The sequence below is a fragment of the Nonomuraea sp. NPDC050383 genome, from assembly GCF_044459125.1.
In the GTDB taxonomy this organism is placed as follows: domain Bacteria; phylum Actinomycetota; class Actinomycetes; order Streptosporangiales; family Streptosporangiaceae; genus Nonomuraea.
In genome coordinates, this window is the sequence record NZ_JBITIP010000010.1 from 223487 (window position 1) to 248982 (window position 25496).

Below are 25496 nucleotides of genomic sequence, written 5' to 3' on the forward strand. Positions count from 1 at the left end.
GGCGGCGCCGGGGCTCCCGGTCGGCGGGGCAGGGTCGGGCCGTGGCCACGTCGCCTTCCGCAGCGCGTTCATCGAAGGTGCCACCCTCCGTCTACGGGGATGACCGCGCCCGTGGTGCGCCCGGACGACGGCGAGAGCAGCCAGAGCACGGCCTGGGCGACCTCCTCCGGCCGGCACAGCCGGCCGCCGAGCGGCATCAGCGAGGGCAGCCTCGCCTGGATGGCCTCGGAGGTCTGGGCGCGGCGGCTCATCGGGGTGGCCACCAGCCCGGCGGAGACCAGGTTGACCCGCACCCCGTGCGGCGCCGCCTCGCGCGCCGCGGTCCTGATCAGCGGGATCAGCGCGCCCTTGGCCGAGGCGTAGGCCACGGTGCGGAAGTCGTCGTCGATCGACGTGCCCAGCGCCGAGCCGATCACCACGATCGACCCGCCCCGCGGCATCGCCGGGATGGCCGCGCGCAGCAGCCGGAAGACCGATTCGTGGTTGACCCGGTGCACCTCGCTCCACGCCGCGTCGGTGCAGCCCGCCACGCCGCCGTCGCCGAGCGCCCGGCCGGACATGCCGACGGCGTGCACGACGCCGGAGACCGCCCCGTGCGCGGCCGTCGCCCGGGCGAGCGCCTTCTCCGCCCCGCCGGGCCGGGTGATGTCGATCCCGCCGGCCAGGTCCACGCCGAAGGCGGGCACGCCGGACGCCTCGACCGCCTCGACGCAGGCGCGGCCGATGCCGCCCTCCGAGCCGGCCACCAGAACCGCGCTCATGGCTTCCCGGGCGCGTCGGCCGGCTTCCTGAGCACGTCGGCCGGCTTTCTGAGCACGTCGGCGGCGCGGCGGGCGTGCTCCAGGTACGCGGCCTCGAACAGCTCCTCGGAGCGCGGGCCGCCGACGAGCTTGGCGCTGGAGATCACCGGCGGCGTCCAGCCGCCCGCGACGAGCAGCTCCGCCGTGCGCACCTTGATCTCGTTGACCACGGAGACCGCGGCCAGCGTGCTGCCGGGGCCGACCGGCTCGGCCAGCCCGTCCACGGAGCACAGCGCGTCGCCCACCGGGGTGCACAGGTCGATCACCACGTGGGCGTGGTCGGCGAGCCGCGTCCCGCTGGGGTGGCCGGGCTCGACGGCCGTGCTCTCCCGCATCGAGGTCACGGCCACCACGGACAGCCCCGCCTCGCGCAGGCCCATCGCCATCTCGATCGGCACCGCGTTGAGCCCGCTGACGCTGAAGATGATCGCCGCGTCCGTCGGCCGGAGCTCGAAGTTGGCCAGGATGGCGTCGGCCAGCCCTTCGACCCGCTCGACGAACATCGCCTGCCGCATCCCGTTCGACCCGGCGACCTGCGTGTAGAACGTCGTCGACAGGTCCACGATGGGATGGAAGCCGGGATACGAGCCGTAGCGGGGGAACATCTCCTCCACACCGATCCGCGAGTGGCCCGTGCCGAACGTGTGCACCACGCCGCCGCCGCCGATGGCGGAGTAAGCGATGCGCGCCGCCGCCGCGAGGGCCTCCTCCTGTGTTCGCTCGATCTCTCCGAGCAGCTCCATCGCCCGCCGTATCCACTTCATCCAGATCTCCCTCCATTGAGCGCGCGCCGCCCATTCCGGTGCCGAGAACGGCGAACAGCACGTCGGACGTCCCCGGGCCGCGTCATGGGCCTGCGCTCAGGACGCGCGAGACGAACCGGGCGCCGTCCCGTGCCCCCGCGCGCTCGCGGAAGGGCTCGACGCCGAGCAGCCGCAGGTAGGCCAGCAGCGGCTGGGAGTGGCTGTGCAGGTTGGCGACGGGATACGCCTGCATGGCGATGCCGAGGCCGGCGAGGTCCCAGGTGCGGCCGGGGCGGTCCGTCTCGGGCGCCAGGTAGGCGTCGGGCCCGGACAGGGTGCCCTCCCAGACGTCCGGGTAGGCCGCCGCGTGCGCCGCCAGGGACATCCGCCGCCACCACTGCCAGCCCAGCTCGGGAACGTGGTCGGCGGCGGCCCAGATCAGCGTCATGTTGGTCGCGTACCAGATCGTGCCGACGCCGCCGGGGCCGTAGTGCTCCCGGACGGGCCAGCGCAGCCGGGCGCCCAGCGGCGAGCCGGCGGCGGCCGTGGCCTCGATCCTGCGTAACAGCTCCGCCGCGCGGCCGGCCGGGGCGGCGCCGCACAGGATGGCCCACGGCTGCACCTCCAGCCACATGTCGCGGTCCCCGACGACGGCTCCGGGGCCGTAGGCGCGCCGGAACCAGCGGCCGTTCCACTCCTCGGCCACCAGCCCGCGAAGCTCCTCGGCGACCTTGCGCGCCTCGATCCCGGTCGCGAGATCGCCGAGCCGCTCGGCCACCACCGCGTACCGCGGCAGCACCCAGGCGGCCATGGCCGAGTTCAGGACGGACTCGCCCCGCGCGATCATCAGCTCGCGATCGACCCCGCTCTCGGTGATGGCCATGTCGTTCCAGTCGGCGTTCAGCATCCGCACGTGGCCGTGCACACCCCGGCCGACCACGTCGGCGAAGAACCGGAACTGCCGGCGCAGGTGCTCGCCGAGCGGCACCGGCTCGGCCCGGTGGACCGGGTGGTACGGCACGGGCTCGCGCAGCGCCGCCTCGTCGCCGGTGGCGGACAGGTACTCGGCGGCCAGCCACAGGGCCCACAGGTTCTGGTCCGACGGCCGGAACAGGCCGGTCCACGGCTGCTTGTCCGGTCCGAGGGCGTAGGGCAGGTCACCGTCGGGGCTGCCCCAGGCACACGTGTTGCGCAGCACGGACAGGGCCAGGTCCGGCTCGGTGTAGACCAGCGGCAGCGCGTGCTGGAGCGGGTCGCGGGCGGCGCCGTTGAACCCGTGCCGGAAGGAGTAGCACGACCCCTGGTCCAGGGTGTGCCCGCCGAGCACGCCGTCCGCGCAGGCGGCGCCGGTCAGCAGCGCCGCGTGCCACGGGATCTCCCGCTCGGCCTCGGGCGCGCGGGGTGCGGACGCCCGGGGCAGCCGGTCGCGCAGGACGGCCAGGCTGTGGCCGAACGACGCCTTCGCGTCGTCCAGCAGGCCGTACCTGAGCTCGACCAGCCGCTCACCATGGGCGTCGAGAACGAGGGGGACGGCCACCCGGCCGGATCGGGTCCGGCACGGCTCCGCCCCGCCGACGACCTCCAGCTCCAGCCCGGGATCCTCGCCCGGCTCCGCGCCGGTGAGGAGCCGGACCTCGGCGGGGCTCGCCGTCCACTCCTCGGTCAGCGTCAGCCGGGCCGGCTCGCCGAGCAGGTTGCGCACGCGCAGCCGGATCAGCACCCACGGCGCCTCGCCCTCGGGGCAGAGCACGGTGCGTTCCAGCGACACCCGGTCATCCGCCACCCGGACGATCACGAACGTCGGCCCGAAGATCCGCTCGGATCCCGAGATGTCCGTCGAGAGTGCGCCCACCCGGGTGACGCCCGTGTCGCGCGTGAGCCACCTCAGGCCCGTGTGCTCGTCGAACAGGCCGCTCAGGCCGTAGTTGTCGGCCACCAGCGTGATCCGCCGGTTGCCCAGGTGGACGGCGTGCCGCCGGGTGGGCGGGTCGAGGACGGGGTCCCACTCGGCGCGCGGATCCCGGTCCTGGTCCATCGTGTAGGAGAAGGCGGGCAGTCCGTGCGCGGTGGTCCAGGCGCCGAACGCGCTCATTCCTGCACTCCTCCGAGCGTCAGCCCGGCCACGTGGTAGCGCTGCAGCGCGAACATCGGCACCAGCGGCGGCACGGCCGTGACCGGGCCGATGCGCTCGCCCTGGCAGGACGGGGAGTCGACGGCGCACCGGTCGTCCTTCGCCACCAGTGCCTTCTCGTCGGGCACCCCCATGGCCTGGGGGATGATCGGGGCGATCCGTCCCCTGCGGGCGTGGCCGGCGACCGTCCAGCCGCCGATCTCGAACAGGTCTGGGGGAGCGTCTCCCGCGAAGGCGGGCAGGAGGCCGGCCGCCGTGGTCAGCGCGGCGCCTCCGTGCGGGCGGCGCCGGATCGTCATGGTCATGCTGGACCTCCGGAAGGCAGCGCTTCGCCACCGGTGCGGCGGCGCCGCCCCGGGATCCGGCGAGGGGCGTTACTGGCCCATCAGGGCGTTCTTGGCGTCGTTGAGCTCCACGGAGAACACGGCGAGGTCGCCGCGCGCGTGGCGGATGGTGTACTCCAGCGGGACCGCGCTGTCGGTGCCGGTGCTGCGGGCGGTGACCAGCAGGGCGGCGGCCATCGGCACGCGCAGCAGCTCGGCGAGCCGGTAGTCGGCGTTGACGGCGCCGATCGTCTCCCTGCCGTTGGCGGGGGTCAGGCCGTACTTCATGCGGAGCAGGTCGTACAGCGAGCCGGTCAGGTCCTCCTCCAGGAGGCCCGGCACCAGGTCGGCCGGCAGGTGGGCGCTCTCCACCATGCACGGTGTGCCCTCGATCAGCCGCAGCCGCTCGACGAAGACGACCTCCTGCGCCTCGCCCAGGCCGAGCGCGACGGCGACGTCGGCGCCGGCCGGCTGCCGGTGCGCCCTGAGCACCCGCGTCGTCGGCCTGCGCCCGAGCCGCGCCATCGTCTCGGTGAACCCCGCCGGGCGCGCGCCCAGCTCGGGGGCCACGACCATCGGCGCGGTGTAGGTGCCGCTGCCCTGCCGGGCGACCAGCAGCCCCTCCTGGACGAGGTCGCCGATCGCCCGGCGAGCCGTGGCCCTGCTCACGCCGGCGTAGACCATGAGGTCCTTCTCGGCCGGGATCAGGGTGTCGGGCTCGCAGTCGCGGATGACGGCCCGCAGACGCTCGCGCAGCTGGAAGTAGAGCGGCACAGCGGCTGACGGGTCGAGGGTCAGGCGGCGTTCCCAGTCGGTCATGTCGTCCATCCTTATTTGTACGGACGACCGTATCTTTTCTGTTCGAGCTCGATGGTGTCAACAGCCCGGCATGCCGGAAGATGTTCACAATTTGATCATTCCGGTGAAGTACCGGAAAAAGGACGCGTATCTGCGATAGAAGGACATCCGTACCATCGCTTCTACCTGAAGGTGTACGTGAAGCACTTCCTTCGCCTCGCCGCAGCTCCCGTGCTCGCCGGGGCTCTCCTCGTCAGCGCCGCATCCGGGCCCGCCAACGCGGACACCACCCAGACCGACGCCGAACTGGCCGCCGAGTGGCAGACCGCCTGGGACACCCACGCGTTCTACGACACCACGCCGCCCGCCCCGGACTCGGGCCGCAGCCGGGCCACCAGCCAGATCTCCATCCAGATCGACCGGCCCATCCAGCAGGTGTTCACCGCCTACTCGAACATCAACAACCACATCGGCCCCAACCCGTTCCTCAAGCGGGTCGCCACCCACAAGGAATGGCGGCAGGAGGCCACGCGGTACGTCAACCTCACCGCCATCGAGGAGATCCCGTACGAGGGCGCGACCGTCACCAACAAGGTGTACGCCCAGCAGCGCCTCAACACCGCGAGCTTCTCCTACGAGACCGACACCTGGTCCGAGCCCGCCGTGGTCACCCACCAGAAGATCACGTTCAGGGTGCTGGCCCCGGGCAGGACGGTGGTCACCGAGAACCTCACCTTCGACGCGGACGCCACGCTGATCGACTTCGTCGCGGCCAACGGCACCGCCGCCCACCAGCAGACGCAGGCGGGCCTCAAGCAGGCCATCGAGAACGGCACCATCTGATCAGGCGGGCCGCGGCCCGTGCGTGAAGAGGTGTGCCCGGCGGCTCCCACCGCCGGGCACACCACCCCCCGGAAGCGCGCACCCAGGCCCGACCCCGCAGCTGAAACCCCGCGGCCGCAACGGACCGCCCCCCGGGAGGGGCGCCCCCCCCCCCCCCCGCCCCCCCCCCCCCCGGGGGGGGGGGGGGGGGGGGGGGGGGGGGGGGGGGGGCGGCCCCCCCCCCCCCCCCCCCCCCCCCCCCCCACGCCCGTGAAGCGCTCACCGAGGCCGGACCCGGAAGCTGAACCCGCGCGTCCTCACCGGACCGCCACCGGTGAGGACGCGTCGCGTACCAGGAGGGCGGGCGAGCCGCCGCCGTCGGCGGGCACGGACCACACGTCGTGCCCCTTCGCGTACATCACGGTCCGGTCGTCGAGCCAGGCCGCCTGGTCGTCGATGCCGGCGGTCTCGGCGAGCGGCGTCTCGCGCATCGAGGCGAGGTCGAGCACGTACAGCCGCCACGGCCGGTCGGAGCCGGCGGAGACCCGCTTCTTGAACACCAGGCGGGCCCCGTCGGGCGACAGCGAGGGACACTCGGCGTTCTCCCTGATCGCGCGGGCCCGCCAGCCGGTGTAGTCGCCCTCCACCAGGTACGTCTTCCCCCCGGTGGCCACGGTCGCGTAGAACCGGTTGTCGTCCGGGGCGAACGTGACGCCCCAGTAGTTGACGTCCGGCGCGTGGTGGCGGCGGCCGCCGAGGGTGAGCGGGATGTCCTCCATGTTCGTCACGGCGTAGCCCGTGCGGGTGTCGAGGATGCCGGTCCAGGTGGAGAACCGGCCCCGGCTGTACGACTCGCCGGTGACGAACACCGTCCACGACACCATCCGGCCGCTGGCCGACACCCGCGCCCGGTTCGGGATCCCGGCCAGCTCGATCCCGCGGGTCTCCCGCAGCGAGCGGTCGAGGATCATCGCCTCGGCGGTGGTCACCGGCCCAGGCCGGGAGACCAGGCACACGGAGACTCCGCCGCCGGTGGAGAACCGGTCGCAGCGGGGCCCGTCCACGACCCGAGGGCCCGAGGGGTGGCCGAGCGGCACCCGGCCGACGCGGCCCTCCGCCGCGCGGAACATGAGCCACCCCGGCCGGACGGCGGCGGGCGCCTCACGGACGGGGGCGGCCTCGCGCCGGTCGGTCAACGCCGCGTACCCCGTGGCGCCGCCGCCCAGCAGCACGACGGCGGCGACCAGCACGGCCGTGCGCCCGGCCCGCCTCACGGCGCGCCTTCCCCGGCCGGGAGCGACGCGGCGGACCTCAGCACGGGGACGACGGCGAGCGCGCACACCGCGAGCGCGCCGGTCATCACCGCCAGTGCCTGGCCGCCGCCCCAGACGGTCCACAGCGCGCCGAACAGCACCGAGGACAGCGTGCGCGCGACCGCCTGCCCGGTCTGGAGCAGCGCCAGGCCGCTCGCGCGCAGGTGCGCCGGCAGCATCGGCCCCGCCGCCGCCATGAGCACGCCGTCGGTCGCGGCGTAGAACGCCCCGTGCAGCAGCAGCACGGGCACCAGCCAGCCCGGCCCGAGCAGCACGAGGCCGGCGGCGGCCAGCGCGGCGTGCCCGGCCAGGAAGACCGGCGTCCGGCCCAGCCGGTCGGCCAGCCGCCCGGCCGGCCCGGCGAGCAGCAGGTACGCGGCGCTGCTCCCGACCGGCAGCAGCGGGAAGGCGGCCGCGTCCAGGCCGGCGCGGCGCTGCAGCAGCAGGTAGACGAACGCGTCGCCGATCGTGACCAGCCCGAGCAGCGCCGCCGCCAGGCACACCCGCCGGAACGGCGCCAGGCGCAGCAGCCGGGCCGTGGCCCTGAGCGACGCGGGCAGGCGCGGTCCCGTGGGGTCGCGCGGCTCCCGCACGTACAGCACGAGGAGGAGGACGCCGAGCACGGCCACGCAGAAGCTCGTCACGAACACCGCGTCGTAGGCCCCGCCGGTCGCGGACAGCACGGCGAACGCGGCGAGCGGCCCGAGCAGCGCGCCGCAGGTGTCCATCGCCCGGTGCACGCCGAACACGTACCCGAGCGCGTCCGGGGGAGCGCTCAGCGAGATGAGCGCGTCCCGCGGCGCGGTCCGCAGTCCCTTGCCGGTGCGGTCGGCCGCGATCACCGCCCCGAGCGCGGGTACCGACCCGCCGGCGGCGAGCAGCCCGAGCTTGCACAGCGCCGACAGCGCGTACCCGGCCCCGGCGACCGGCTTGCGCCGCCACCGGTCGGCGACCTGGCCGCCGGCCAGCCGGACCAGGGGCGTGACCCCCGAGGACAGCCCGTCCAGCGCGCCGAACTGCAGCATGCTGAGCCCGAGCGAGAGCGTCAGGTAGAGCGGCAGCACGGCCGTGACCATCTCCGAGGAGACGTCGGTGACCAGGCTGACCGCGCCGAGCGCGAGCACGTTCCCCGGCACCCGCCAGGAGAGTCGGGACCGCGGGCGTGGGCCGCCCGCGGTCCCGTTCGCGGAGACGTACATCTAGTGGCAGGTGTAGACGGGGCTGGTGTCCTTGACGGCGCCGTCCACGCCGACCAGGTCCCAGGAGAACGAGCCCGGCGCCAGCCGCAGCCGGAGCACGCCGTAGACGTCCTTCAGCCGCTTCTGGCTGTTGGGCTGGACGTTCTCGATGTCGTACGGCGACGCGCCGCCCATGCCGCCGATCACCTCGACCAGCCCCTGGGAGTCGGCCTTGCCGTCGGGGCTCTGCGGGGCGAAGCGCTCGTAGTGGTGGTCGTGGCCGTTCAGCACCAGGTCGGCTCTGGCCGCGTAGAGCGCGCTCCACGCGGCCCTGCCGGCGGGCTGGTTGCCGTGCTCGCCCGAGCTGAACAGCGGATGGTGGAAGTAGGCGGCGACGCACCGCTTCGTCGTGGCCGCCAGGTCGGCCTTGAGCCAGGAGAGCTGGGTGGCGTCGTCGAAGGCGTTGGAGTCGAGGGCGACGAAGTGCCAGTCGCCGTGGTCGAAGCTGTAGTACGTCCTGCCCTGCGGCGTGGCCAGGGAGCCGAAGTACGCCTTGTACCCGGCGTAGACGCCCGCTGGGTCGTAGGTCTCGTGGTTGCCGGCCGCCGGGTGGGTCATGCTCTTGAACCTGCCCCAGGTCTTGTCGTAGTACTTCGTGAAGTCGAAGAGCCGGGCGTCGTCGTACTGGTTGTCGCCCATGGTGATGACGAAGGCGGGCTTCATGGCCTCGACCTGGGCGGCGGTCTTCGGGTGGGCGCAGGAGGACGAGCTCGCGGTGCACTGCTGGGCGATGTCGCCCGCCGCGGCGACGGTGAACGTCTCACCGGGGGAGACGGTGGGGGTCGGCGAGGGGGAGCCGCCGTCGTCGCCGTAGACCTGCAGCTCCCAGAGGGAGTAGCCGTACGAGGTGCCGCGCTTGGTGCCGTACACGCGGACGTAACGCCCGGAGCCGGACACCGTGAGATCGTCCACACCGCCGTCGCCCGAGACGGTGGAGCGCACGCTGGTCCACGACGACGCGTCGTCGGAGACCTGGATCTCGTAGTCCTTGCCGTACGCGGCCTCCCAGCGCAGGACGACGCGGGAGATCCGCCGCGCCTGGCCGAGGTCGACGCGGAGCCACTGCGGGTCACCGCCCTCGGCGGAGGCCCAGCGGGTGGTGGTGAGGTCGCCGTCGACGGCCCTGCCCGCGCCGTAGGCGGAGCTCTCCGTGGAGGAGGAGGTGGCCGGGCGGCCCTGGGAGAGGAGTGTCTCGGCCGCTTCGGCGCGGTCGGTGGCGGCCACGAGGCCACCCGTGGAGAGGGCGACGGTCAGGGTCGTGGCGGTCGCCAGGGCGGCGAGCGCGCGGCGGGGGACGGATCGGCGGATCGCTGAGGACATGCGCTGTCTCCTGGAGCGAGGAGGGACGCGGCGCTCGGAGCGCACCGCGCGGCATGCGGCCGGGTCAGCAGGTGCAGGTCACTGAGCGCGTCACGCCCTCGTGGACGCCGCGCCAAGCCGCTCACCGGTCAGCTTTCAGCGAGTACGGAGAAATGTCAACTGGTTAGGAAGGTTTCCTAACTAGTTTCTGCGCCGGCGAAGCTCCCTGGGATGTCGCGAATGCGGAGGCTCTCCTTGCTCGTGGCATCCCGATCACCTCCTGGGTGCGCCGGGAGGACCGCTGGGACCTGCCGGAGGCGCGCCGGCTGCCGGAGCTGCTGCGCTGGATGGAGCGGAAGGCCGGGCCGTATCCGTTCCCCAGCGCGGGGCTGGTGGTCACCGGCCGGTCCGGCATGGAGACCCAGCAGATGATCACCATGGGGGACGACTTCCTGCGCCCCGAGGTGGTGCTGCACGAGCTCGCGCACCACTGGTACTCCAGGACCAGCCTGCGCGGTAGTTAGATCGGCGATTATCCTGGGTCGAATATAGTGCTGGACATGGGTGACGCGGTCGATGCGATTCTCGGCCAGTGGCGGCGCGAGCGGCCCGATCTGGATCTTGCCCCGATGGGGGTCTTCGCGCGCATGGGGCGGGTGACCCGCATGGTCGAGGCGGCGGTCGAGGAGGTCTTCGTCCGCCATGGCCTGCGTCCAGGGGAGTTCGACGTGCTGGCGGCACTGCGCCGGTCCGGGCCGCCGTACACGATGATCCCGTCGGAGCTGTCGGCGGTGCTGATGATGTCGCGGGCCGGCATGACGAACCGGCTGGACCGCCTGGAGCAGGCCGGGCTGGTCGAGCGGAGGCTGGACCCGGCTGATCGGCGCAGCTTTCGGATCCTCCTGACCGACAAGGGCCGGTCGGTGATCGACGAGACGCTCACCGAGCACGCGGCGAACCTGGCCGATCTCGGCGCGGCCCTGGGGCCGCAGGACGCCGCCGCGCTGGACCGGATCCTGCGCGGCCTGCTGGAGTCCTGGGCCTGACCTCCGGCCGGCAACGCCACCCCGGCCACGTGCGGCGCGGCGAGCGTCGGCGAGCCCGGCGTGCTCGCCCGCCCAGGCGGCGTAGCCGTCGGGCCGCACCAGCAGCACATCCTCTCCACCGGGAACGGGCGCCCCTGCGGGGGAGCGGAGCGCCGGCGGGTACGTCCGCGAGGTGGATCCGGCGGCGCTGCCGCACCTCGGCCGGCTGCTGGGCGGCACCCGGCAGATAGGGGACCCGGAGGTGGACTTCGAGCGGGCCCTCGACATGCTGATCCACGGTCTGGTGGCGGAGGCGGCCCGGATCCGGTCCGCGAGCCGCTGAGGGTCATGGCGGTGGAGGCGGCGCTCCTGCCGCCGGGCGGGCCCTGCCCGGCCGGTGTCACTCCCGGGCGGCGAGGCGGGCGAGCGTGATCAGGTGGCCGGCGTTGGTGGCGGTGAAACCGGTGTACTTCGCCGCGACGAGCTCCTTCACCTGGGGATCCCAGTCCGTCAGCTCCAGCCAGGAGTGCAGGTAGGAGTCTGCGCCGTCGGCGTTCCCGGTGCCGTCGACCCGGAGGCTGAACACCGGGGCGGTCGTCGAGCCGTTCCACATCCTGGTCTTGAAGGTGTTCTTGAAGGCGGCCATGTCCGACGCCGTGAAGACGTACCCCTGCCGCTGGAACTCCAGGAACGCCGACAGGTCGACGTTGGCGTGGGACACGTCCTCCTTGGTCGTGGTGTAGGTGGCGTAGTTCCAGGTGAAGGCGCCGCTCGAGGTGGTCAGGTCGTTCCTGGCCCACCGGGCGACGCGGGTGGCCCGGTCGAGGTAGGCGGCGTCGCCGTTCACGCTGTGCAGGACCAGGAGCAGGTTGGCGAAGGCCAGCGCCATGTTGTACGGCAGCTCGTCGCTGGGCCTCGTATGGCTGAGGGTGTCGAGCTTGGGTGACTGCAGGTAGACGCCTTCATCGGCGCCGAGGGGCCGCCAGGTGTCGCCGAGGTAGGTGCTGGACTCCCAGCGGGGGACGATGTGGTGCTCCAGGAAGGCGCGGTACGCCGCCGCCTTGGCGCCGTACCGGGACAGCGTGGCGTCCTGCGCGACGAGCCGGACGAACTCGGCGATGGGGATGCCGATCATGGCGTCGTGGACGATGTAGGGGAAGCGCCCGCTGAGCTTCACGTCGTCGAAGTACGCCGACCCGCTCACCTTGTAGGTGTCGTGTTCGAGCCAGACCTCCGGCGAGCGGCCGGCGGGCAGGACGCAGGCGGTCTCCTTGTAGGTCCACGTGCTCGTCGTGTACTCCAGCCTGCAGAGCGTGGTGGAGCCGTCCCGCACCACGATCCGGCCGGCCACCGATCCCGTCCGCTTGCCCCAGCCGCGCAGGACGTGCGTGGTCCCGCCGGCGTAACGGGCGTTGACGGGCTGGTGGAGCTTCTTCCACCTGGTCAGGTCGGACACCACGCGCACGGACCGGCTCCCGGTCCCGGACGGCACGTCGGTGGTGCGGTGGACATGGCTGCCCGAGTCCTGGAAGCGGGTCCAGCCGGCGGGCAGCGTGGCGTCGCCGCTCGCGGCGGTCTCGAAGCCGGGGTTGAGCGACTCGACCGGCGAGTAGCGGCTGGTGCTCCAGCCGAGGTATCCATCTCCGTCGATGTCGTCGGCATGCCCGATCACCGCGTCGGCGTGCCGGACGAAGGTGTCCAGCCAGGTGGCGTCCCCGGTCTTGCGGTAGATGTCGAGGTGGCTGCGCATGACGTAGCTCTCGCCCCAGGCGAGGGTGGCGCTGTCGCCGTCCTGGAGGAGGCTGTCGCCGATTCGCGCCGCGAGCTCCTCGTAGCGGCCGAGCCACACGCCGCCGGCCGCCGCCGACGCCTGTGCCGGGATGCTTCCCAGGACCAGGGCGACGGCGGTGAGCAGGCGGGCGATCACCGCCGGCGTCCCTGACCCGATGCCGGGGAACGCTCTCGAACGCGCAACGCCGACCGGCACCGTGGCCTCCAGAGGATCGCCGTGGACGGGGGTCCACATGATCGTAAACGGCCGGCAGGGGCTTAGCCAGGGTGCGGGGAAACTGAGGGGGATCGGCTCACCACCCAGGGGCCTCGCCCGGCGCGTCCCGGACGACGGCATGGGCGACGCTTCGGACCGCGTCCTCACTGAGGTCCTGCGGCGGCGCGGTCACCAGGGTGAACAGCGCGCCCCCGAGCCTGGGCGAAGGCCGGGGGAGACAGCGAGGCGCGCCCGACCAGACTCGTCCTACGTTCCGTAATGATAGAGTCACGTTGAGCTATGGAAATCATCGGCGGATTGCCACGTCACGTGGCGTGTGTGATGGACGGGAACGGCCGGTGGGCCGCGCAGCGGTCGCTGCCGCGCACCGCGGGCCACGAGGCGGCGGAGGCCGCGGTGATCGACGTCATCGAGGCGGCGCGGTCGGCCGGCATCAGGTGGCTGAGCCTGTACGCCTTCTCCACGGAGAACTGGCGGAGACCGGCGGGCGAGGTCGAGCTCCTGATGCGGCTGGTGCGCCGGGCCATCCGCAAGCACGCGCCGGCATTGCACGCGCGAGGCGTCCGGTGCAGGTTCCTGGGCATGTCCGATCCGCGGATCCCGCCACCCCTGGCCCAGGACATCGCCGATCTGACGACGCTCACCGGCGACAACACGAGGATGACGCTGACGGTCGCCTTCGACCACGGCGGACGCCGCGACATCGTGGAGGCCGCCCGCTCGCTGATCCGCGCCGACGTGTCCGCCGAGCAGGTCACCGAGGACACCTTCGCCCGGCACCTGCCCTACTCCGACACGCCGGACGTCGACCTGGTCATCCGTACCTCCGGAGAGCAGCGCATCTCCAACTTCATGCTGTGGCAGGTGGCCTACGCCGAATGGGTCTTCCCGCAGGTGCTCTGGCCGGACTTCCGCGCGACCCACCTCTGGGAATGCATTGACCTCTACCGGCGGCGCCAGCGCCGGTTCGGCGATGTCCGCCGATCGACCACCACCACAGGAGAGGGACTTCGATGAGCCAGACCGCCGCCGAGGAGACCGCCGACGTCTTCGGGCCGGACTCGATGCTGCGCAGCCTCGTCAACGAGGCACGGTGGGGCCTCGCGGTGACCCGCGCCACGGTTCTGGAGGCCGCGCACCCGCAGATCGGCGCGGCGCTGATCGGCAACTCGACGTTCGTGGCGCATCCGTGGCGGCGGCTGCGCAACACGCTGGTGAGCACGCAGCGGATCCTCGACCCGGACCAGCGCGTCCGCACCCGGGAGGCGGCGCGCCTCAACCGCCTGCACGCCCGCATCTCGGGCACCGACCCGCAGGGCCGCCGCTACGACGCGACGGACGCCGAAGCCCGCGCCTGGGTGGTGGCGACCCTGTTCGAGTCGGCGGTGACGATGTACCGGCTGAGCGGGGAGTCGCTCGACGGGCCCGCGCTGGAACGGCTCTACGGCGAGTTCCGCATGGTCCTGGCCGTGATCGAGGGCGACAGCGCCCACCTCCCCGCGACGTTGCGGGAGTTCTGGCCCTACTTCGACGACATGATCGACCGCCGTCTGGAGAACACCGAGGCGGTGCGCGTCATCCTCTACCGGCTCCTCGCCGACGTGCCCGCGCCGCCCCTGCTGCGCGATCATCCCGCGGTGTGGGCCGCGGGCCGGGCCGTGGCGGGCCCGGTGGCCGCCGCGATCACCATCGCGTCGCTGCCGGAGTCCTTCTGCCGGCGCCTCGCCCTGCCCGACCTGCCGGGGGTGCGGACCCTCATGCACGGGGCCTACCTCGCCATCGGCTGCGCCACCCGCCTGCTGCCGGACGGCTGGACGCGGGTCGGCTCGTTCGTGAGCCTGCTGGACCCGGGCCACGCCGGCGACGCCGGACCGTGGGAGAGCGTACGCCGCAAGGCCGGCCAGGCCGCGGCCATGATCCGTCTCATCACCCCGGCTCCCGACGAGGCCGGCCATGTCACCCGCTCGGCCGACCGGTTCTTCGCCGAGGTCCTCGACCAGACCGGCGACGGCCACCTGACCTGGCCCGACCTGGCGGCCATGGCCAGAGAGATCGCCACCCGGCTCGACCTGGACGAGAAGGACGAGGAGCGGCTGTACGACGCCTACGCCGCCTGGTGGCGGGAGTTGCAGACCAACCTCGACGCCGACGGCGACGGCCGCGTCACGCGCCAGGAATACGCCGCCTCGGCCGCCATCCTGCCCAGCGCCGGCCTGGTCAAGGTCGCCGACCTGCTGTTCGACGTCACCGACGTCAACGACGACGAGACTATCGACGCCCACGAGTACCAGACGTTGTTCCGCTCGGCCTTCCGCCGGGACCTGACCGACCGGGGCGCCGGCGGTTACTCCCGCAGTGCTTTCGTCAGGCAGTTCCTGTCCTTCATGTCCGGGCAGCAGCACTCGACCGCCTACGACACGCTCCTGTCCTGACCGCGGCGCTTGTCCGCCGTCCCGGCCCGGCACTACCGTGCCCCGGTGGATCTCTTCTCACGCTCCTGGACCGCATTGCGCGCGGCAATCGCCGAGCTCCCCGACGAGGACTTCGAGCGGCCGTCCGGCTGCACCGGCTGGCTCGTGCGGGACCTGGTGTGCCACCTGGTCCTCGACGCCCAGGACGTCCTGATCACCCTGGTCACGCCCGCCGCGACGGAGCCGACCCGCGATGCGGTGACCTACTGGCACGTCGCCGACACGCCGCCGACCGGCGAGGACCCGCTCGACGCGCTGATTCCCCGGCTGGCCGCCGCCTACGGTGAGCCGCGGTTGCTCAAGTTCCACCTCGACGACGTCGGTTCCGCCGCGGGCCGCGCCGCCGAACTCGCCGATCCCGGCGGCCGCGTCAGCACTCGCGACGAGGTGCTGACGGTCGGCGACTACCTGTCCGTGTACGTCCTCGAATGGACCTTGCACCACCTCGACCTGATCGCGCACCTGCCGTCGGCCGCCGAGCCACCCGCCGAGACCCTCGCGGCGGCCCGCGCGTCGCTGGAGGAGATCGCCGGAGCCCCGTTTCCCGCCTCGTTCTCCGACAAGGACGCGCTGCTGGTCGGCACCGGACGGCGCTCGCCGACCGGCGCGGAGGACACCGTGCTGGGCGGTCTGGCTGCGCGGCTCCCGCTCGTCCTGGGCTGATCTGCCGGGTGGGAAAGCTCCTGCGGGATGCGGCGAAGGGAGGGTGACAACCGTTCGCAGGAGGGTGAGAGTGTGGCGACCCAGTCACGAGAACATGTGGGCGATGACGAAGAGCTCGTCGCCCGCTTCCGGTCGGACGCGGAGGCGTTCACGGCCGTCTACGACCGTTACTTCCGCGAGGTGTACCTGTACGCCGCCGGCCGCCTGGACGTCCAGGCGGGGGAGGACATCGCGGCCGAGACGTTCTGCCTGGCCTTCCGCGACCGTGGGCGCTTCGACCCCGCCCGCGGAGGGCTGCGGCCGTGGCTGTTCGGCATCGCCACGAACCTGATCGCCCGCCACCGCCGCAAGGAGGCTCGCCACTACCGGGCGCTGGCCCGGACGAGCGCCGAGCCTCCCGCCGACAGTCACGAGGGCCGCGTGGTCGACTCCGTCACGGCACAACGCATGGGGCCTCGCCTGGCCAGGGCCCTGGCCGCGCTCAACCGGGGCGAGCGCGACGTGCTGACGCTGGTCTACCTGCCGGAGCTCACGCACCAGGAGGTGGCCGACGCCCTCGGCATCTCCTACGGAACCGTGGGTTCCCGTCTCAACCGTGCCCGCAAGAAGATCCACCAGGCGATGGCCAAGGAGGACAACCATGGATGACCTTCGCGAGATCCGGACACTGCTCGCCAAGCCCGACCCTTCTCCCGAGGTGGTCGCCCGGCGGCGCCAGGAGGTCCGCGCCGGCATGCGCCGCAGCGCCCCCAACAGACGGGCGAGGTGGCTCCTGGTCCCGGTGGCCGCCGCGGCCGCCGCGGCCGCGTTCGTGATCGTGCCCGCCGGTTCCGGCGAGCCCGGGCCGGTGTCGAAGAACGGGCGGGAGGTCTTGCTCGTCGCCGCCGTCTCGGCCGAACGCACCCCCGAGGGCTCCGGGACGTACTGGCACATCACCGTCACCCACGAGAAGTATCCGGTGCAGGAGTACTGGTACCGGCGAGACGGCAGTTTCTGGCTCAAGGGCAAGGGGCTGAAGGGCGAGGGCAAGCTCGTCAAGTTCCCCGGGGAGCCCCAGCCGTTCGCGGTGGGGCCGCTGCGCATGACCTTCGACGAGCTGCGGCGGCTGCCCGACGAGGAGAACGCCCTGTACGACCGGCTACGGTCGGCCGTCACCGAGAGCGACCTCCGCACCAGCGGGGGACCGGCGACCGCCACCGAGCAGGACGGCTTCGCCGTCGAGGCGCTGGTCTCGCTGATCAGCGAGGCGCCGGTGTCGCCCCAGGTCCGCGCCGCCGCCTACCGGGCGCTCGCCTCGCGGCCGGGCGTGGTGGACCTCGGCGACGCCGACGGCGGGCGACGCCTGCGACTTCCCCTGGCGCATCCGGGCGCGGACACCGTGGTCGTGGACCCCGACACCGCGCGGGTCCGCAACACCCGCCTCTGGTTCCCCCTCACGGGAGGAGCGGCTTACGTCGAGGACGGCGGGGTGACGATCGACGCCGAATGGACCGACCACCTTCCCGCCGAATGAGCTGACGGACAGGGTGACGTGGTGGTCCTGGGAGTGGCGGACAGCCCGGGACCACCACCGGTGGCCGCTCTGCAACTTTCACGCCGCCGGCGAGTCTTCCAGCTCGTTGACGGCGATCCTTGACCGCCGACGAGCCGAGCCTTGACAGGGATGGGCGGCCGGGCCAACACTGTGCCCCAGATCGGAGCAATGTGACATATCGCTGACCCGAAAATGTTAGCGCTACCACACCGCACCCGGAGGTTCCGAACGTGAGACGACGGTGGGCGTCGATCGCCCCGCTCCTTCTCCTCAGTCTGCTCCTCGTCCCCTCGTTACCCGCCCAGGCGGCGTCGAGCGACGTCACCCCGGCCGCCACCGCCGCCGCCCCGGCGACCTGGAGCCCGCCGGCCAACCTGGTCACGCCGTTGAACCAGGTCTGGCAGCACGTCGAGAGCACCTACTCCAACCTGTACGGCTTCCGTAACTACGGCTGGGACCAGGTGATGGCCAACAAGGGCTCCATCAACTACTGCGTCCGCTGGGACTCCACGGCGACGGTGACGGCCGCGCAGCGGGACCAGATCCATGCCGCGCTGGCCCGTCAGTTCAAGAAGTGGATGGACGTGATGGCCGGGCACAACGGCTGGCCGTACGGCACGGTGCCGGTGAAGGTCGTCGGCTGGGCGGTGCGCGACCGGGCGCAGCTGCAGTGGAGCGACAACTCGGTGGACGTCTACGTCAACAACATCCGCGAGAACGCGCCGCAGTGCGCCGAGCCGTGCGGCCGGTTCTTCAACCAGAGCGGCAGTTACCCCAACTGCCCGGGCGGCGCGTCGCACCACTACGACATGTCGCTGTGGCTCACGGCCGGTTTCGGCGGCGGCGCGGGCGGCGACTGGGGTCAGCGCATCGGCAGCGAGTACTTCATGAGCAACCTCAACGCCGACAACATCCACATCCTGCTGCACGAGATGGGGCACTCGTTCGGCCTGGACGACTTCTACGACTGGACCCCCACCGGAGTCGGCGGCTTCATCATGAAGGCCGGCAGCGCCACCTCGATCACCGAGTTCGACGCGTGGATGCTGCGCGACTGGTGGCGGCACCTGAAGAGTCGCTATGGCTACTAGAGTCACGGCAGTCCTCTGCCTTCTCCTCGCGCTCCTCGTGGCCCCCGCCGCCGCCGACGCGGCCGCCAAGACCGTGTACATCCCGTCGCGCTGGGCCGGCACCGGAGAGGTGCCGTGGGTCAGCTCCCGTACCAAGGAGTCGGCGAACTTCATCCTGCTGTGGGGCGACCGGTCGGGCACCGACCCCAGGACGGCCCCCTCGCCGTACCGGTTCGACCCCGACAACATGCTGTCCCAGCTGGAGAGCCTCTACTCCTTCTACGTGAACACCATGAAGTTCACGCCCGAGACCGGCCTGCTGGCCCAGTACAAGATCATTGTCATTGTCACCACGACGTGGTCGAACGCGCCGCTCGACGCGTGGGCCACGGGCGGCTCCACCGACGGCAAGGTCGGTGTCATCAACATCGCCCCCGCCGCCGCGCAGCCCGGATCCTGGGGCCTGGCCCACGAGCTCGGCCACGTCTTCCAGAACTACACGTTCCTCGGCAGGCCCGGCTACGGGCTGGTCCACCCGAGCGCCGGGACGTTCTGGGAGGCCAGTGCCGAGTTCATGGCCATGCAGGTCTACCCCAAGACCGCCGCGGGCGACCTGACGAGGTTCATCCGCACCGAGAACCTCGCCTACAGCAGCAGCCGGCACCACTACGGGGCCTGGATGCTCCTGCAGTACATCAAGGACCGCGACGGCCTGGCCATGTTCAACCGCATCTGGAACGAGGCCCGCGACACCGAGCACCCGCTGGAGGTCTACCGCCGCATCTCGGGCATCGACCAGGCCGAGCTGAACCGGCGCGTCGGCGAGTACGCCCAGCACAACGTCACCTGGGACTACTCCAACCGGGCCGACGTCATGCCGTTCATCACCAGCCTGTACCCGTTCGTCACGGCCTACAACGGGGTGGCGGTGGAGCCCGTCAACGCCGCCGCCGGCCACTTTCGCATCTCTGACGCCCTCGCCCCGTCCGACTACGGCTACAACAAGATCCGCCTCGTCCCGAGCAGTGACGGCGCCCTCATCCGGATGCGTTTCAGGGGCCACGTCAACAGCGCGGCGCAGTCGGGCTGGTCGTACGGGTTCGTCGCGGTCAAGAACGGCGTCCCCCGTTACGGCCCCGTCACCAGCTCACCCAACGGCGAGGTGACCTTCCAGACCCAGCCGGGCGAGAAGGACGTCTACCTCGTGGTCGTCGGCGCCCCGGCGGCCGTGCACAAGTACGCCTTCCTCGACGGCTACCCGCGCAACTACCGCTACCCGTACCAGTTCCGCCTCCAGGGCGCCATGCCATGGGGGTACGAGCCGGGCCACGTGCGTCCGGCCGCGCCGGGCAACGGCCACTGGCACTCCAACGGCGGCGGCTGGGTGGACAACCGGGCCAACGTGGCCGCCACCGCCTACGTCGGGCCCCGGGCCGCCGTCTACGGCAACAGCACCGTCAGCGGCAACGCCCGCGTCGAGGACCTGGCCTGGGTCAACAGCGGCGCCACCGTCACCGGCAACGCCGTGGTGAAGAACAGCGCCCTGGTCCAAGGAGGGGCGAACCTCAGCGGCAGCGTGGTCATCGGCGGCGACGCCGAGCCCGCCACGGCCTGCGGCTCGGGGACGTACCTGATGTTCAATCCCGACCGCCGCTGCGACGGAGGCGCCGGCGAGGCCGACGTGAACCCGGCCCACCCGATCTTCAGCGACAGCGACCTCGCCTTCGGCGGGGGAGCGCCGGACTGACCTGACCCTCCACCGCGCGGCCGGGTCGCGGACGGGCGTCCGTCCGCGACCCGGTCACGCGCCGCACCCCTCGCCACCTGGAGATATATCCGGCGCGGCTCGGGTACAGGACCGAATGCCGCCCCTACGGGGTGCGTGTCCGTGTCTCGACCGGAGGTGCCCATGGATCCGTCGCGTCAGGAGACCGGTGAGGTCACCGGTACCAAGGACAAGGACTACAACCTGATCTGGTTCGTCGAGAAGTGCCTCAGCAACGCGCTGCGGCTGGAGAGCTACATCGCCGACGCCGAACGGGCCGGGGACTCCGAGCTGGCGGACTTCTTCCGCAGAGCCCAGGCCGAGAGCCACAAAGGCGCCGAGCAGGGCAAGGAGCACCTGCGCCGGCGGCTGGCCGGCTGACCGGCCATCGCCGGCCTCTTCTCAGTTCTCAGGGCGAGTTCTCAGGGCGAGTTCTCAGGGCGAGGTGATGGCCTCGATCGCCGGTCGGGGCGCCCGTCCGAGCAGCGCGCGCAGCTCGCCGCCCGTACGGCCGAGGAAGCCCGCGGCGATGGCGGAGTAGGTGCCGACCAGCATCGGCACCTGGAACGCCTCGGCGCCGAGGGCGGTGATGCCCGCGCGGGCCTCGGCCAGGGTCCCGGGCTCGTAACGGACGTGCGCGCCGTACGCCCGGGCCAGGTCGGCCCCGCCGACGGCGTGCTCGCCGACGAGCTCGTGGACGCGGCCCGCGTGGGCGGGTGCGTCGGTGACGACGAGCGCGGCGGCGTCGGCGAGGTCGGCGCGGGCCACGACGGCCGCCCGCCCGTCGCCCAGCGGCGCGGTGACCCTGCCGTCCGGCGACGGCGCCGTGAGCAGGGCCAGCAGCTCCGCGTAGAGGCCGTTGCGCAGGATCGTCCAGGTCAGCGCGCTGTCGCGCAGCCGGCGCTCGGTCCAGCGGTGCGGCAGCGCGTACGGCAGGTGGTCGCCGTCCGCGGTGAGGCTGGTGTAGACGACGTGGCCGACGCCGGCCTTCTCCGCCGCGGCGATGGCGGCCTCGTGGCGGGCGATGACGGTGTCGTCCTCGCCGTAGCCCGCGGAGATCAGCAGCAGCACGTCGACGCCCGCGAACCCCTCGGTGAGCGTGTCCGGGGCATCGAAGTCGATCCGGCGGACGGGCGACGTCCCCGGGACACGCTCGGGCGCGCGGGTGCCCAGGACCACGTCGTCCCGGCCGGACAGCCTTTCGGCGACCAGCGCGCCCAGGGCGCCGGTGGCGCCGGTGACCAGAATCATCGGAGATCTCCCTGGCGGTAGGTTCTTCTTGGTAACCACGACCATGCTGCGGGTCCGTGCCGCGCGGCGGAAGGAGGCACTTCGATGTCAGTGGGGCACACGGCGGTAACCACCCAGCCCGTGGTCACGTGCGGGGGAGAGGGCGAGGACTGCGGCATACGCGAGGTTCTCGACCGGATCGGCGACAAGTGGTCGGTGCTGGTCGTCGTCGAGCTGGCGCAGGGAATGCGCCGCTTCCGGCAGCTCCAGCGCGCGGTCCCGGGCATCTCGCAGCGCATGCTGACGCTCACCGTACGGCGGCTGGAGCGCGACGGAATGATCACGCGCACCGTCCATCCGACCATCCCGCCGCAGGTCGAGTACGCCCTGACGCCGATGGGCCACAGCCTGACGCACCTGGTCAAGACCCTGGCCGACTGGTCGGCGGAGCACCGCGACGCCGTCGCGCTGGCCCGCCGCGACTGGGACGAGCTGAACCCCGGCTCCGGCGTGCGCTGACTGCGCGCCGGCCAGGTGCTCCGGCGGCCTGGGTCCGGGGGAGCCTAGCCGAGCAGCAGCGCCTCCCGCCTGGCCAGCAGCCGCGACTGCTCGGCCCACAGCTCGGCAGTGCGGGACCGCAGGTGTGCGCCCATGTCCTGCACCCACTGGGCCGTCTTGGCGACTTCGGCGTGGGTGTTCGCGATGCGCTGATGTTTGAGCAGGTCGGTGATGATGTTGTCGAAGAACGTGTCGACGAACCACCGCGTGTCCACCTTGGGCAGGTGCGGACGTGCGGAGACGCCGACGTCGGCCAGCTCGCGGGAGAAGACGTCCAGGGCTCGCTGGGCGTGCCACGCGGCCTGGTCAGCGGTGTGCAACTGGCCGTGCTCGATGGCGTCGGCGAACAGGCCGCCGCCGAGCACGTCCCAGGTGGAGGCGCTCTTGGCCGAGCTCAGATGGCGCAGCACCTGACGGAGCGCGTCATGCGCGGCCTTTCCGGCCTGCTGCGCCTCCGCGTGCTCACGCAGGTCCGCCACCACCCGGTCCAGAGCGGCGCCGAGGTCGACCAGCTCCCTGGCGCGGGCGTCACCGCCGCCGACGAGCTGCTGCTCCTTCTCGGCCAGTGACGCCGCGTACTCCCGCGGGGCCGTCGCGAGCCCGGCCAGCTCGGCCTCGATGGCGCGCGCGTCCGCCTCCAGCCGGGCCAGGCGGGCCCGGTGGCCCTCGACCCGCTGCCGGGCGGCGGCCGCCTCGGCGCGCTCGCGGTCCAGCCGCTCCGCGCGGTCGCCCAGCAGCCGGGCCAGGACGGCGGACAGCCCGCCTTCCAGGCGGGTGACGTCGTTCTCCTCCTTGGACAGCTCCAGCTCCAGGCCGGCCAGGGTACGGCGGGCGGCCTGGATCTGCTCCGCCGTCGCCTCACGCTGCCGCCGAAGATGATCCGCCCGGCGCACGCGGGCGGCCGCGTCCCGCAGCCGCGTGTCACGATCAGGTGAGCTCGTCACACCTCGAAGGACGAACGAGATGCCCCGGATGTTCCACACCTCCGGCCGGGCCGCCGGTAGAGCCGGGCTGCTGGGGAAGGTGCCGTGGCTGAGACCCGGCGGAAACCGCGATGATCGCGGTTGGATGGTGCGGCGATGGTCGACATGTGGGGAGTGCGGTGGACGTTCCGGTAGCTGAGCGGTTGTCGGAGGACGATCCGGTTGTGGAGTCGGTGCTGACAGCGAGCCGCGCGTTGGTGGGCGTGGCGGCGCGGTCGATCGCGGCGGCGGGCGGGGACGTGACGCTTCCGCAGTACCGGGTGCTGGTGGTGATCGCGGCGCGTGGCCCGCAGCGGCTGGCGGCCCTGGCCGACGCGCTGGACGTGAGCCAGTCGACGGCGTCGCGGATGTGCGATCGGCTGGTGGCCAAGCGCCTGGTGCGACGCAGCCGGCCCGCTGATGACAGGCGGACGGTGAGCATCGCGCTCACTCCGCAGGGGCGGGCGCTCGTGGACGGGGTCACCCGGCATCGCCGCGGCGACCTGGCGCGAATCCTGAGCCAGTTGACGCAGGACCAGCGGGAGGCGGTGGTGGCGGCCCTGAGCACGTTCGCCCAGGCGGCCGACGAGAAGGCGGTGCACGAGATCTAGCGGACGTTCCTAGTCCTGGGCCGGTTCGCCGCCAGGCGGTTCAGGCGGAGGCGTGGGACCGCGCCGGACCGGCCGGGCCAGCTCGCTCAGCGCCTCCTCCAGGGTCGGCGCCGCCGCAGCAGCCGTGGCTCCCGCGGCGTGTCCGCTCCCTCCGGCCACGATCAGGCGGCCGCCCGCCGCCGCCGCGTATCGCTCGGCGTCGGCCAGCAGGGTGTGGCCCGCGGAGTCGATCTCATCGGTCCGGCACACGTCCACCACGACGAGCGGCGGCATGCGCGCGGCCAGGGCTTGGACCAGAGGGCGCTCGAGCGTGCCCGCGGTGTCGGAGGTCAGCATGCCGCTGAGCGTGAGGACGGTCACCGGGCCCACGCTCCACTGCCGCACCCGAAGGGCGGAGCGGTCCGGTGGAAGCGGCTGGTTCCGGCTCACGGCTGCCCTTCGATCGCATGACACTTCCACGCCGACCAGACTTCCCGGCACACCGTTCACGACCGTAGCAGATCCTTGCCCTGTGCAAGAAATTCCGGAGGCGCGGTCAACGGCGCGCCGATCGGCGGCGATCCCGGCGGACACCCTGGCTGCCCTCGTCCGGAGAGCTACGACTGCGCTCCTCCTCGTGTCCGTGCGGGGGAACGGCGTGACCGGCGTACGGCCCAGCCGACGCCGACCGCCAGCCCCGCCACCGCGTAGGCCGCCGTGGCCGGGCCGGACAGGTAGGCGACCGCTCCGGCCGCAGCCACGGTGAGCCATTCCCACCTGCCGTCCATGGCGACCATCGCGACCACCAGCAGCGCGTACCAGGAGTACGCGGGCGTGAACAGCAGCAACAGCGACCCGGTGACCAGCAGCGCCCCGGCCCAGGGCCGCTCGGGGTCCCCCTCGCGCAGCACGTACAGGACGACCAGCGCCAGCAGGAGGATCGCGGCGAACGGCGCCCAGGAGTCGGGCAGCGCGAGCCGCACCAGCGCGTACCGGCTCTTGGCCGAGGGGTCGGCGTACTCCTCCTCCCGCACGTACCCGAACAGATAGCCCAGCACGGAGCCCCGCGAGACCAGCGCGTACGGCAGGTACGCCGCCATGACCACCAGCGCGGCCGGCACCACGACGACGAGACGCCGCCGCCACGCCACCCCCTGCCTGAGCACGCCCGACAGGGCGCCGGGCAACGCGGTGGCGGGCAGCAGCTTGGCCGCGACCGCGGCGCCGAGCAGCGCCCCGCGGCCCCGGCCCCGGACCACGCAGAACGCCAGCACCACCAGCAGCACGCCCAGGACGTCGACGTGCGCGTTGTTCACCGCCTCGACCGGCACGGCCGGGCACCAGCCCCAGGAGGCGGCGGTCCGAACGTCCCTCCATCGGCACAGCGCGAGCAGCACGGCGATCGCCATCAGCGCGCCCCCGAGCTGGAGGACCTTGTGCCGCGACCCCTCGGGCGAGAGCCGGTGCACCAGAAGGAAGTACCCCTCGGCGACCGGCGGATAGATCGTGTGCACGGCGGGCCGGTTCATCCGGGTGCACGTTCCGTCCCCGAGCGGAGCGAGACGAGGCGCCGCGCAGTCGCCGGGGAAGAGCCAGTCATCCCGGAGGAACGCCAGCTCCGGGTCGGCGGGGGCGTGGTCGTAGGGGGAGATGCCCGCCGCCTGCACCCGGCCGTCCCACGCGTAACGGTAGGAATCGGTGCTGGTGCTCGGCGGGGCCACCAGGCCGGTGGCGGTCACGGCGATGCCCCCGGCCACGACCAGGCCGGTGAGACGCCCTGCCGGCAGCGTCCGCGCCACCCACAGGGCGGCGGCGAACAGCGCCCACCCGGCCAGATGCCAGCCGAGCAGACCGGAGCCCCCGAGCGCCATCCTGACGAGGACGGCGACCAGCGCCGACAGGATCGCGACAGCGCACACCATGCGCCGGCCGGCGCCGTACCTGCTCACACCGCCGAGCTTTCCACCGCCGGCGCAGGTCGAGGCCCTCTGGGGCCGGAACGTCCGGAGTCTGTAAGAACTCCGCAGGGAAGGCGCGCTTTCTCACGACGCCTCGCAGGGCGCAGGGGCAGCCCCGTCCACGGTCGGCGTCATGAAGATCGTCATAGAGCCGGCGTGACGGAGACCGTGATCGTCATGGAGGCGGCGCAACGA

27 protein-coding genes are annotated in these 25496 nt (G+C 72.6%); 14 read left to right on the forward strand and 13 right to left on the reverse strand.

Annotation, left to right across the window (positions count from 1 at the left end; genetic code table 11):
- Positions 1-68: 68 nt before the first annotated feature.
- The 5 genes from ACIBG4_RS25335 to ACIBG4_RS25355 form a co-directional block, all read right to left on the reverse strand.
- Positions 69-761: an SDR family NAD(P)-dependent oxidoreductase gene (locus ACIBG4_RS25335; protein ID WP_397203907.1), complete on the reverse strand. Its 693-nt coding sequence runs from the start codon at positions 759-761 to the stop codon at positions 69-71.
- Positions 758-1564, reverse strand: coding sequence for a sugar isomerase domain-containing protein (locus ACIBG4_RS25340; RefSeq protein WP_397203908.1), 807 nt, complete (start codon positions 1562-1564; stop codon positions 758-760). Before ACIBG4_RS25340 ends, ACIBG4_RS25335 begins: the two co-directional genes overlap by 4 nt.
- 82 nt (positions 1565-1646) lie before the next feature.
- A complete protein-coding gene (locus ACIBG4_RS25345) occupies positions 1647-3635 on the reverse strand; it encodes a GH36-type glycosyl hydrolase domain-containing protein (RefSeq protein WP_397203909.1) in 1989 nt (662 codons plus the stop codon).
- A complete protein-coding gene (locus tag ACIBG4_RS25350) occupies positions 3632-3979 on the reverse strand; it encodes a hypothetical protein (protein ID WP_397203910.1) in 348 nt (115 codons plus the stop codon). The genes ACIBG4_RS25345 and ACIBG4_RS25350 overlap by 4 nt, the downstream gene beginning before the upstream one ends.
- Before the next feature lie 69 nt (positions 3980-4048).
- Positions 4049-4816, reverse strand: a complete 768-nt coding sequence (locus ACIBG4_RS25355) for a GntR family transcriptional regulator (protein WP_397203911.1) — start codon at positions 4814-4816, stop codon at positions 4049-4051.
- Between the two features lie 177 nt (positions 4817-4993).
- On the opposite strand from ACIBG4_RS25355, the gene ACIBG4_RS25360 reads away from it, so the two are divergent.
- Entirely contained in the window at positions 4994-5638 is a 645-nt protein-coding gene (locus ACIBG4_RS25360) for a hypothetical protein (RefSeq protein ID WP_397203912.1), read from the forward strand.
- A gap of 296 nt (positions 5639-5934) precedes the next feature.
- Here ACIBG4_RS25360 and ACIBG4_RS25365 read toward each other — a convergent pair whose 3' ends face one another.
- From ACIBG4_RS25365 to ACIBG4_RS25375, 3 genes are all read right to left on the reverse strand, one after another.
- Complete coding sequence (locus tag ACIBG4_RS25365) at positions 5935-6891, reverse strand: TolB family protein (RefSeq protein WP_397203913.1); 957 nt, start codon at positions 6889-6891, stop codon at positions 5935-5937.
- The gene (locus ACIBG4_RS25370; RefSeq protein ID WP_397203914.1) at positions 6888-8066 is read right to left on the reverse strand and encodes an MFS transporter; all 1179 of its coding nucleotides are present in this window, start codon (positions 8064-8066) and stop codon (positions 6888-6890) included. Before ACIBG4_RS25370 ends, ACIBG4_RS25365 begins: the two co-directional genes overlap by 4 nt.
- Before the next feature lie 63 nt (positions 8067-8129).
- Positions 8130-9488: a discoidin domain-containing protein gene (locus ACIBG4_RS25375; protein ID WP_397203915.1), complete on the reverse strand. Its 1359-nt coding sequence runs from the start codon at positions 9486-9488 to the stop codon at positions 8130-8132.
- 263 nt (positions 9489-9751) lie between these two features.
- On the opposite strand from ACIBG4_RS25375, the gene ACIBG4_RS25380 reads away from it, so the two are divergent.
- The 3 genes from ACIBG4_RS25380 (at position 9752) to ACIBG4_RS25390 (ending at position 10835) form a co-directional block, all read left to right on the forward strand.
- Complete coding sequence (locus tag ACIBG4_RS25380; protein WP_397203916.1) at positions 9752-9991, forward strand: hypothetical protein; 240 nt, start codon at positions 9752-9754, stop codon at positions 9989-9991.
- A gap of 36 nt (positions 9992-10027) precedes the next feature.
- Positions 10028-10513: a MarR family transcriptional regulator gene (locus ACIBG4_RS25385; RefSeq protein ID WP_355449220.1), complete on the forward strand. Its 486-nt coding sequence runs from the start codon at positions 10028-10030 to the stop codon at positions 10511-10513.
- Between the two features lie 172 nt (positions 10514-10685).
- Entirely contained in the window at positions 10686-10835 is a 150-nt protein-coding gene (locus tag ACIBG4_RS25390) for a hypothetical protein (protein ID WP_397203917.1), read from the forward strand.
- Positions 10836-10892: 57 nt separating this feature from the next.
- Here ACIBG4_RS25390 and ACIBG4_RS25395 read toward each other — a convergent pair whose 3' ends face one another.
- Entirely contained in the window at positions 10893-12419 is a 1527-nt protein-coding gene (locus tag ACIBG4_RS25395; protein ID WP_397203918.1) for a hypothetical protein, read from the reverse strand.
- Positions 12420-12779: 360 nt separating this feature from the next.
- Here ACIBG4_RS25395 and uppS point away from each other — a divergent pair, with 360 nt between their 5' ends.
- From uppS to ACIBG4_RS25435, 8 genes are all read left to right on the forward strand, one after another.
- Positions 12780-13517 carry a polyprenyl diphosphate synthase gene (uppS, locus tag ACIBG4_RS25400; protein ID WP_397203919.1) on the forward strand — a complete coding sequence of 246 codons (738 nt, stop codon included), beginning with the start codon at positions 12780-12782 and terminating at the stop codon, positions 13515-13517.
- Positions 13514-14932 carry an oxygenase MpaB family protein gene (locus ACIBG4_RS25405; protein WP_397203920.1) on the forward strand — a complete coding sequence of 473 codons (1419 nt, stop codon included), beginning with the start codon at positions 13514-13516 and terminating at the stop codon, positions 14930-14932. The genes uppS and ACIBG4_RS25405 overlap by 4 nt, the downstream gene beginning before the upstream one ends.
- 45 nt (positions 14933-14977) lie before the next feature.
- The gene (locus ACIBG4_RS25410) at positions 14978-15634 is read left to right on the forward strand and encodes a maleylpyruvate isomerase N-terminal domain-containing protein (RefSeq protein WP_397203921.1); all 657 of its coding nucleotides are present in this window, start codon (positions 14978-14980) and stop codon (positions 15632-15634) included.
- Positions 15635-15730: 96 nt separating this feature from the next.
- The gene (locus tag ACIBG4_RS25415) at positions 15731-16282 is read left to right on the forward strand and encodes an RNA polymerase sigma factor (RefSeq protein WP_310713093.1); all 552 of its coding nucleotides are present in this window, start codon (positions 15731-15733) and stop codon (positions 16280-16282) included.
- Entirely contained in the window at positions 16275-17147 is an 873-nt protein-coding gene (locus tag ACIBG4_RS25420; protein WP_397203922.1) for a CU044_5270 family protein, read from the forward strand. Before ACIBG4_RS25415 ends, ACIBG4_RS25420 begins: the two co-directional genes overlap by 8 nt.
- A 251-nt stretch (positions 17148-17398) precedes the next feature.
- Positions 17399-18259, forward strand: coding sequence for a hypothetical protein (locus ACIBG4_RS25425; RefSeq protein WP_397203923.1), 861 nt, complete (start codon positions 17399-17401; stop codon positions 18257-18259).
- Positions 18249-19985 carry a DUF6055 domain-containing protein gene (locus ACIBG4_RS25430; RefSeq protein ID WP_397203924.1) on the forward strand — a complete coding sequence of 579 codons (1737 nt, stop codon included), beginning with the start codon at positions 18249-18251 and terminating at the stop codon, positions 19983-19985. The genes ACIBG4_RS25425 and ACIBG4_RS25430 overlap by 11 nt, the downstream gene beginning before the upstream one ends.
- A 162-nt stretch (positions 19986-20147) precedes the next feature.
- Positions 20148-20384 carry a hypothetical protein gene (locus ACIBG4_RS25435; protein WP_310712468.1) on the forward strand — a complete coding sequence of 79 codons (237 nt, stop codon included), beginning with the start codon at positions 20148-20150 and terminating at the stop codon, positions 20382-20384.
- Between the two features lie 54 nt (positions 20385-20438).
- Here ACIBG4_RS25435 and ACIBG4_RS25440 read toward each other — a convergent pair whose 3' ends face one another.
- On the reverse strand, positions 20439-21254 hold the full coding sequence (locus ACIBG4_RS25440; RefSeq protein ID WP_397203925.1) for an NAD(P)H-binding protein: 816 nt from the start codon (positions 21252-21254) through the stop codon (positions 20439-20441).
- A gap of 84 nt (positions 21255-21338) precedes the next feature.
- Here ACIBG4_RS25440 and ACIBG4_RS25445 point away from each other — a divergent pair, with 84 nt between their 5' ends.
- Positions 21339-21752: a winged helix-turn-helix transcriptional regulator gene (locus tag ACIBG4_RS25445; RefSeq protein WP_397203926.1), complete on the forward strand. Its 414-nt coding sequence runs from the start codon at positions 21339-21341 to the stop codon at positions 21750-21752.
- Between the two features lie 44 nt (positions 21753-21796).
- On the opposite strand, the gene ACIBG4_RS25450 is transcribed toward ACIBG4_RS25445, so the two are convergent.
- Positions 21797-22735 carry a hypothetical protein gene (locus ACIBG4_RS25450; RefSeq protein ID WP_397203927.1) on the reverse strand — a complete coding sequence of 313 codons (939 nt, stop codon included), beginning with the start codon at positions 22733-22735 and terminating at the stop codon, positions 21797-21799.
- A gap of 212 nt (positions 22736-22947) precedes the next feature.
- Between ACIBG4_RS25450 and ACIBG4_RS25455 the strand changes: the two genes are divergently transcribed.
- Positions 22948-23364, forward strand: a complete 417-nt coding sequence (locus ACIBG4_RS25455; RefSeq protein WP_397203929.1) for a MarR family winged helix-turn-helix transcriptional regulator — start codon at positions 22948-22950, stop codon at positions 23362-23364.
- A gap of 9 nt (positions 23365-23373) precedes the next feature.
- Here the strand turns inward: ACIBG4_RS25455 and ACIBG4_RS25460 are convergent, their stop codons facing one another.
- Positions 23374-23724, reverse strand: coding sequence for an STAS domain-containing protein (locus tag ACIBG4_RS25460; RefSeq protein WP_397203930.1), 351 nt, complete (start codon positions 23722-23724; stop codon positions 23374-23376).
- A gap of 236 nt (positions 23725-23960) precedes the next feature.
- Positions 23961-25292, reverse strand: a complete 1332-nt coding sequence (locus tag ACIBG4_RS25465; RefSeq protein ID WP_397203931.1) for a glycosyltransferase 87 family protein — start codon at positions 25290-25292, stop codon at positions 23961-23963.
- Positions 25293-25496: the final 204 nt, after the last annotated feature.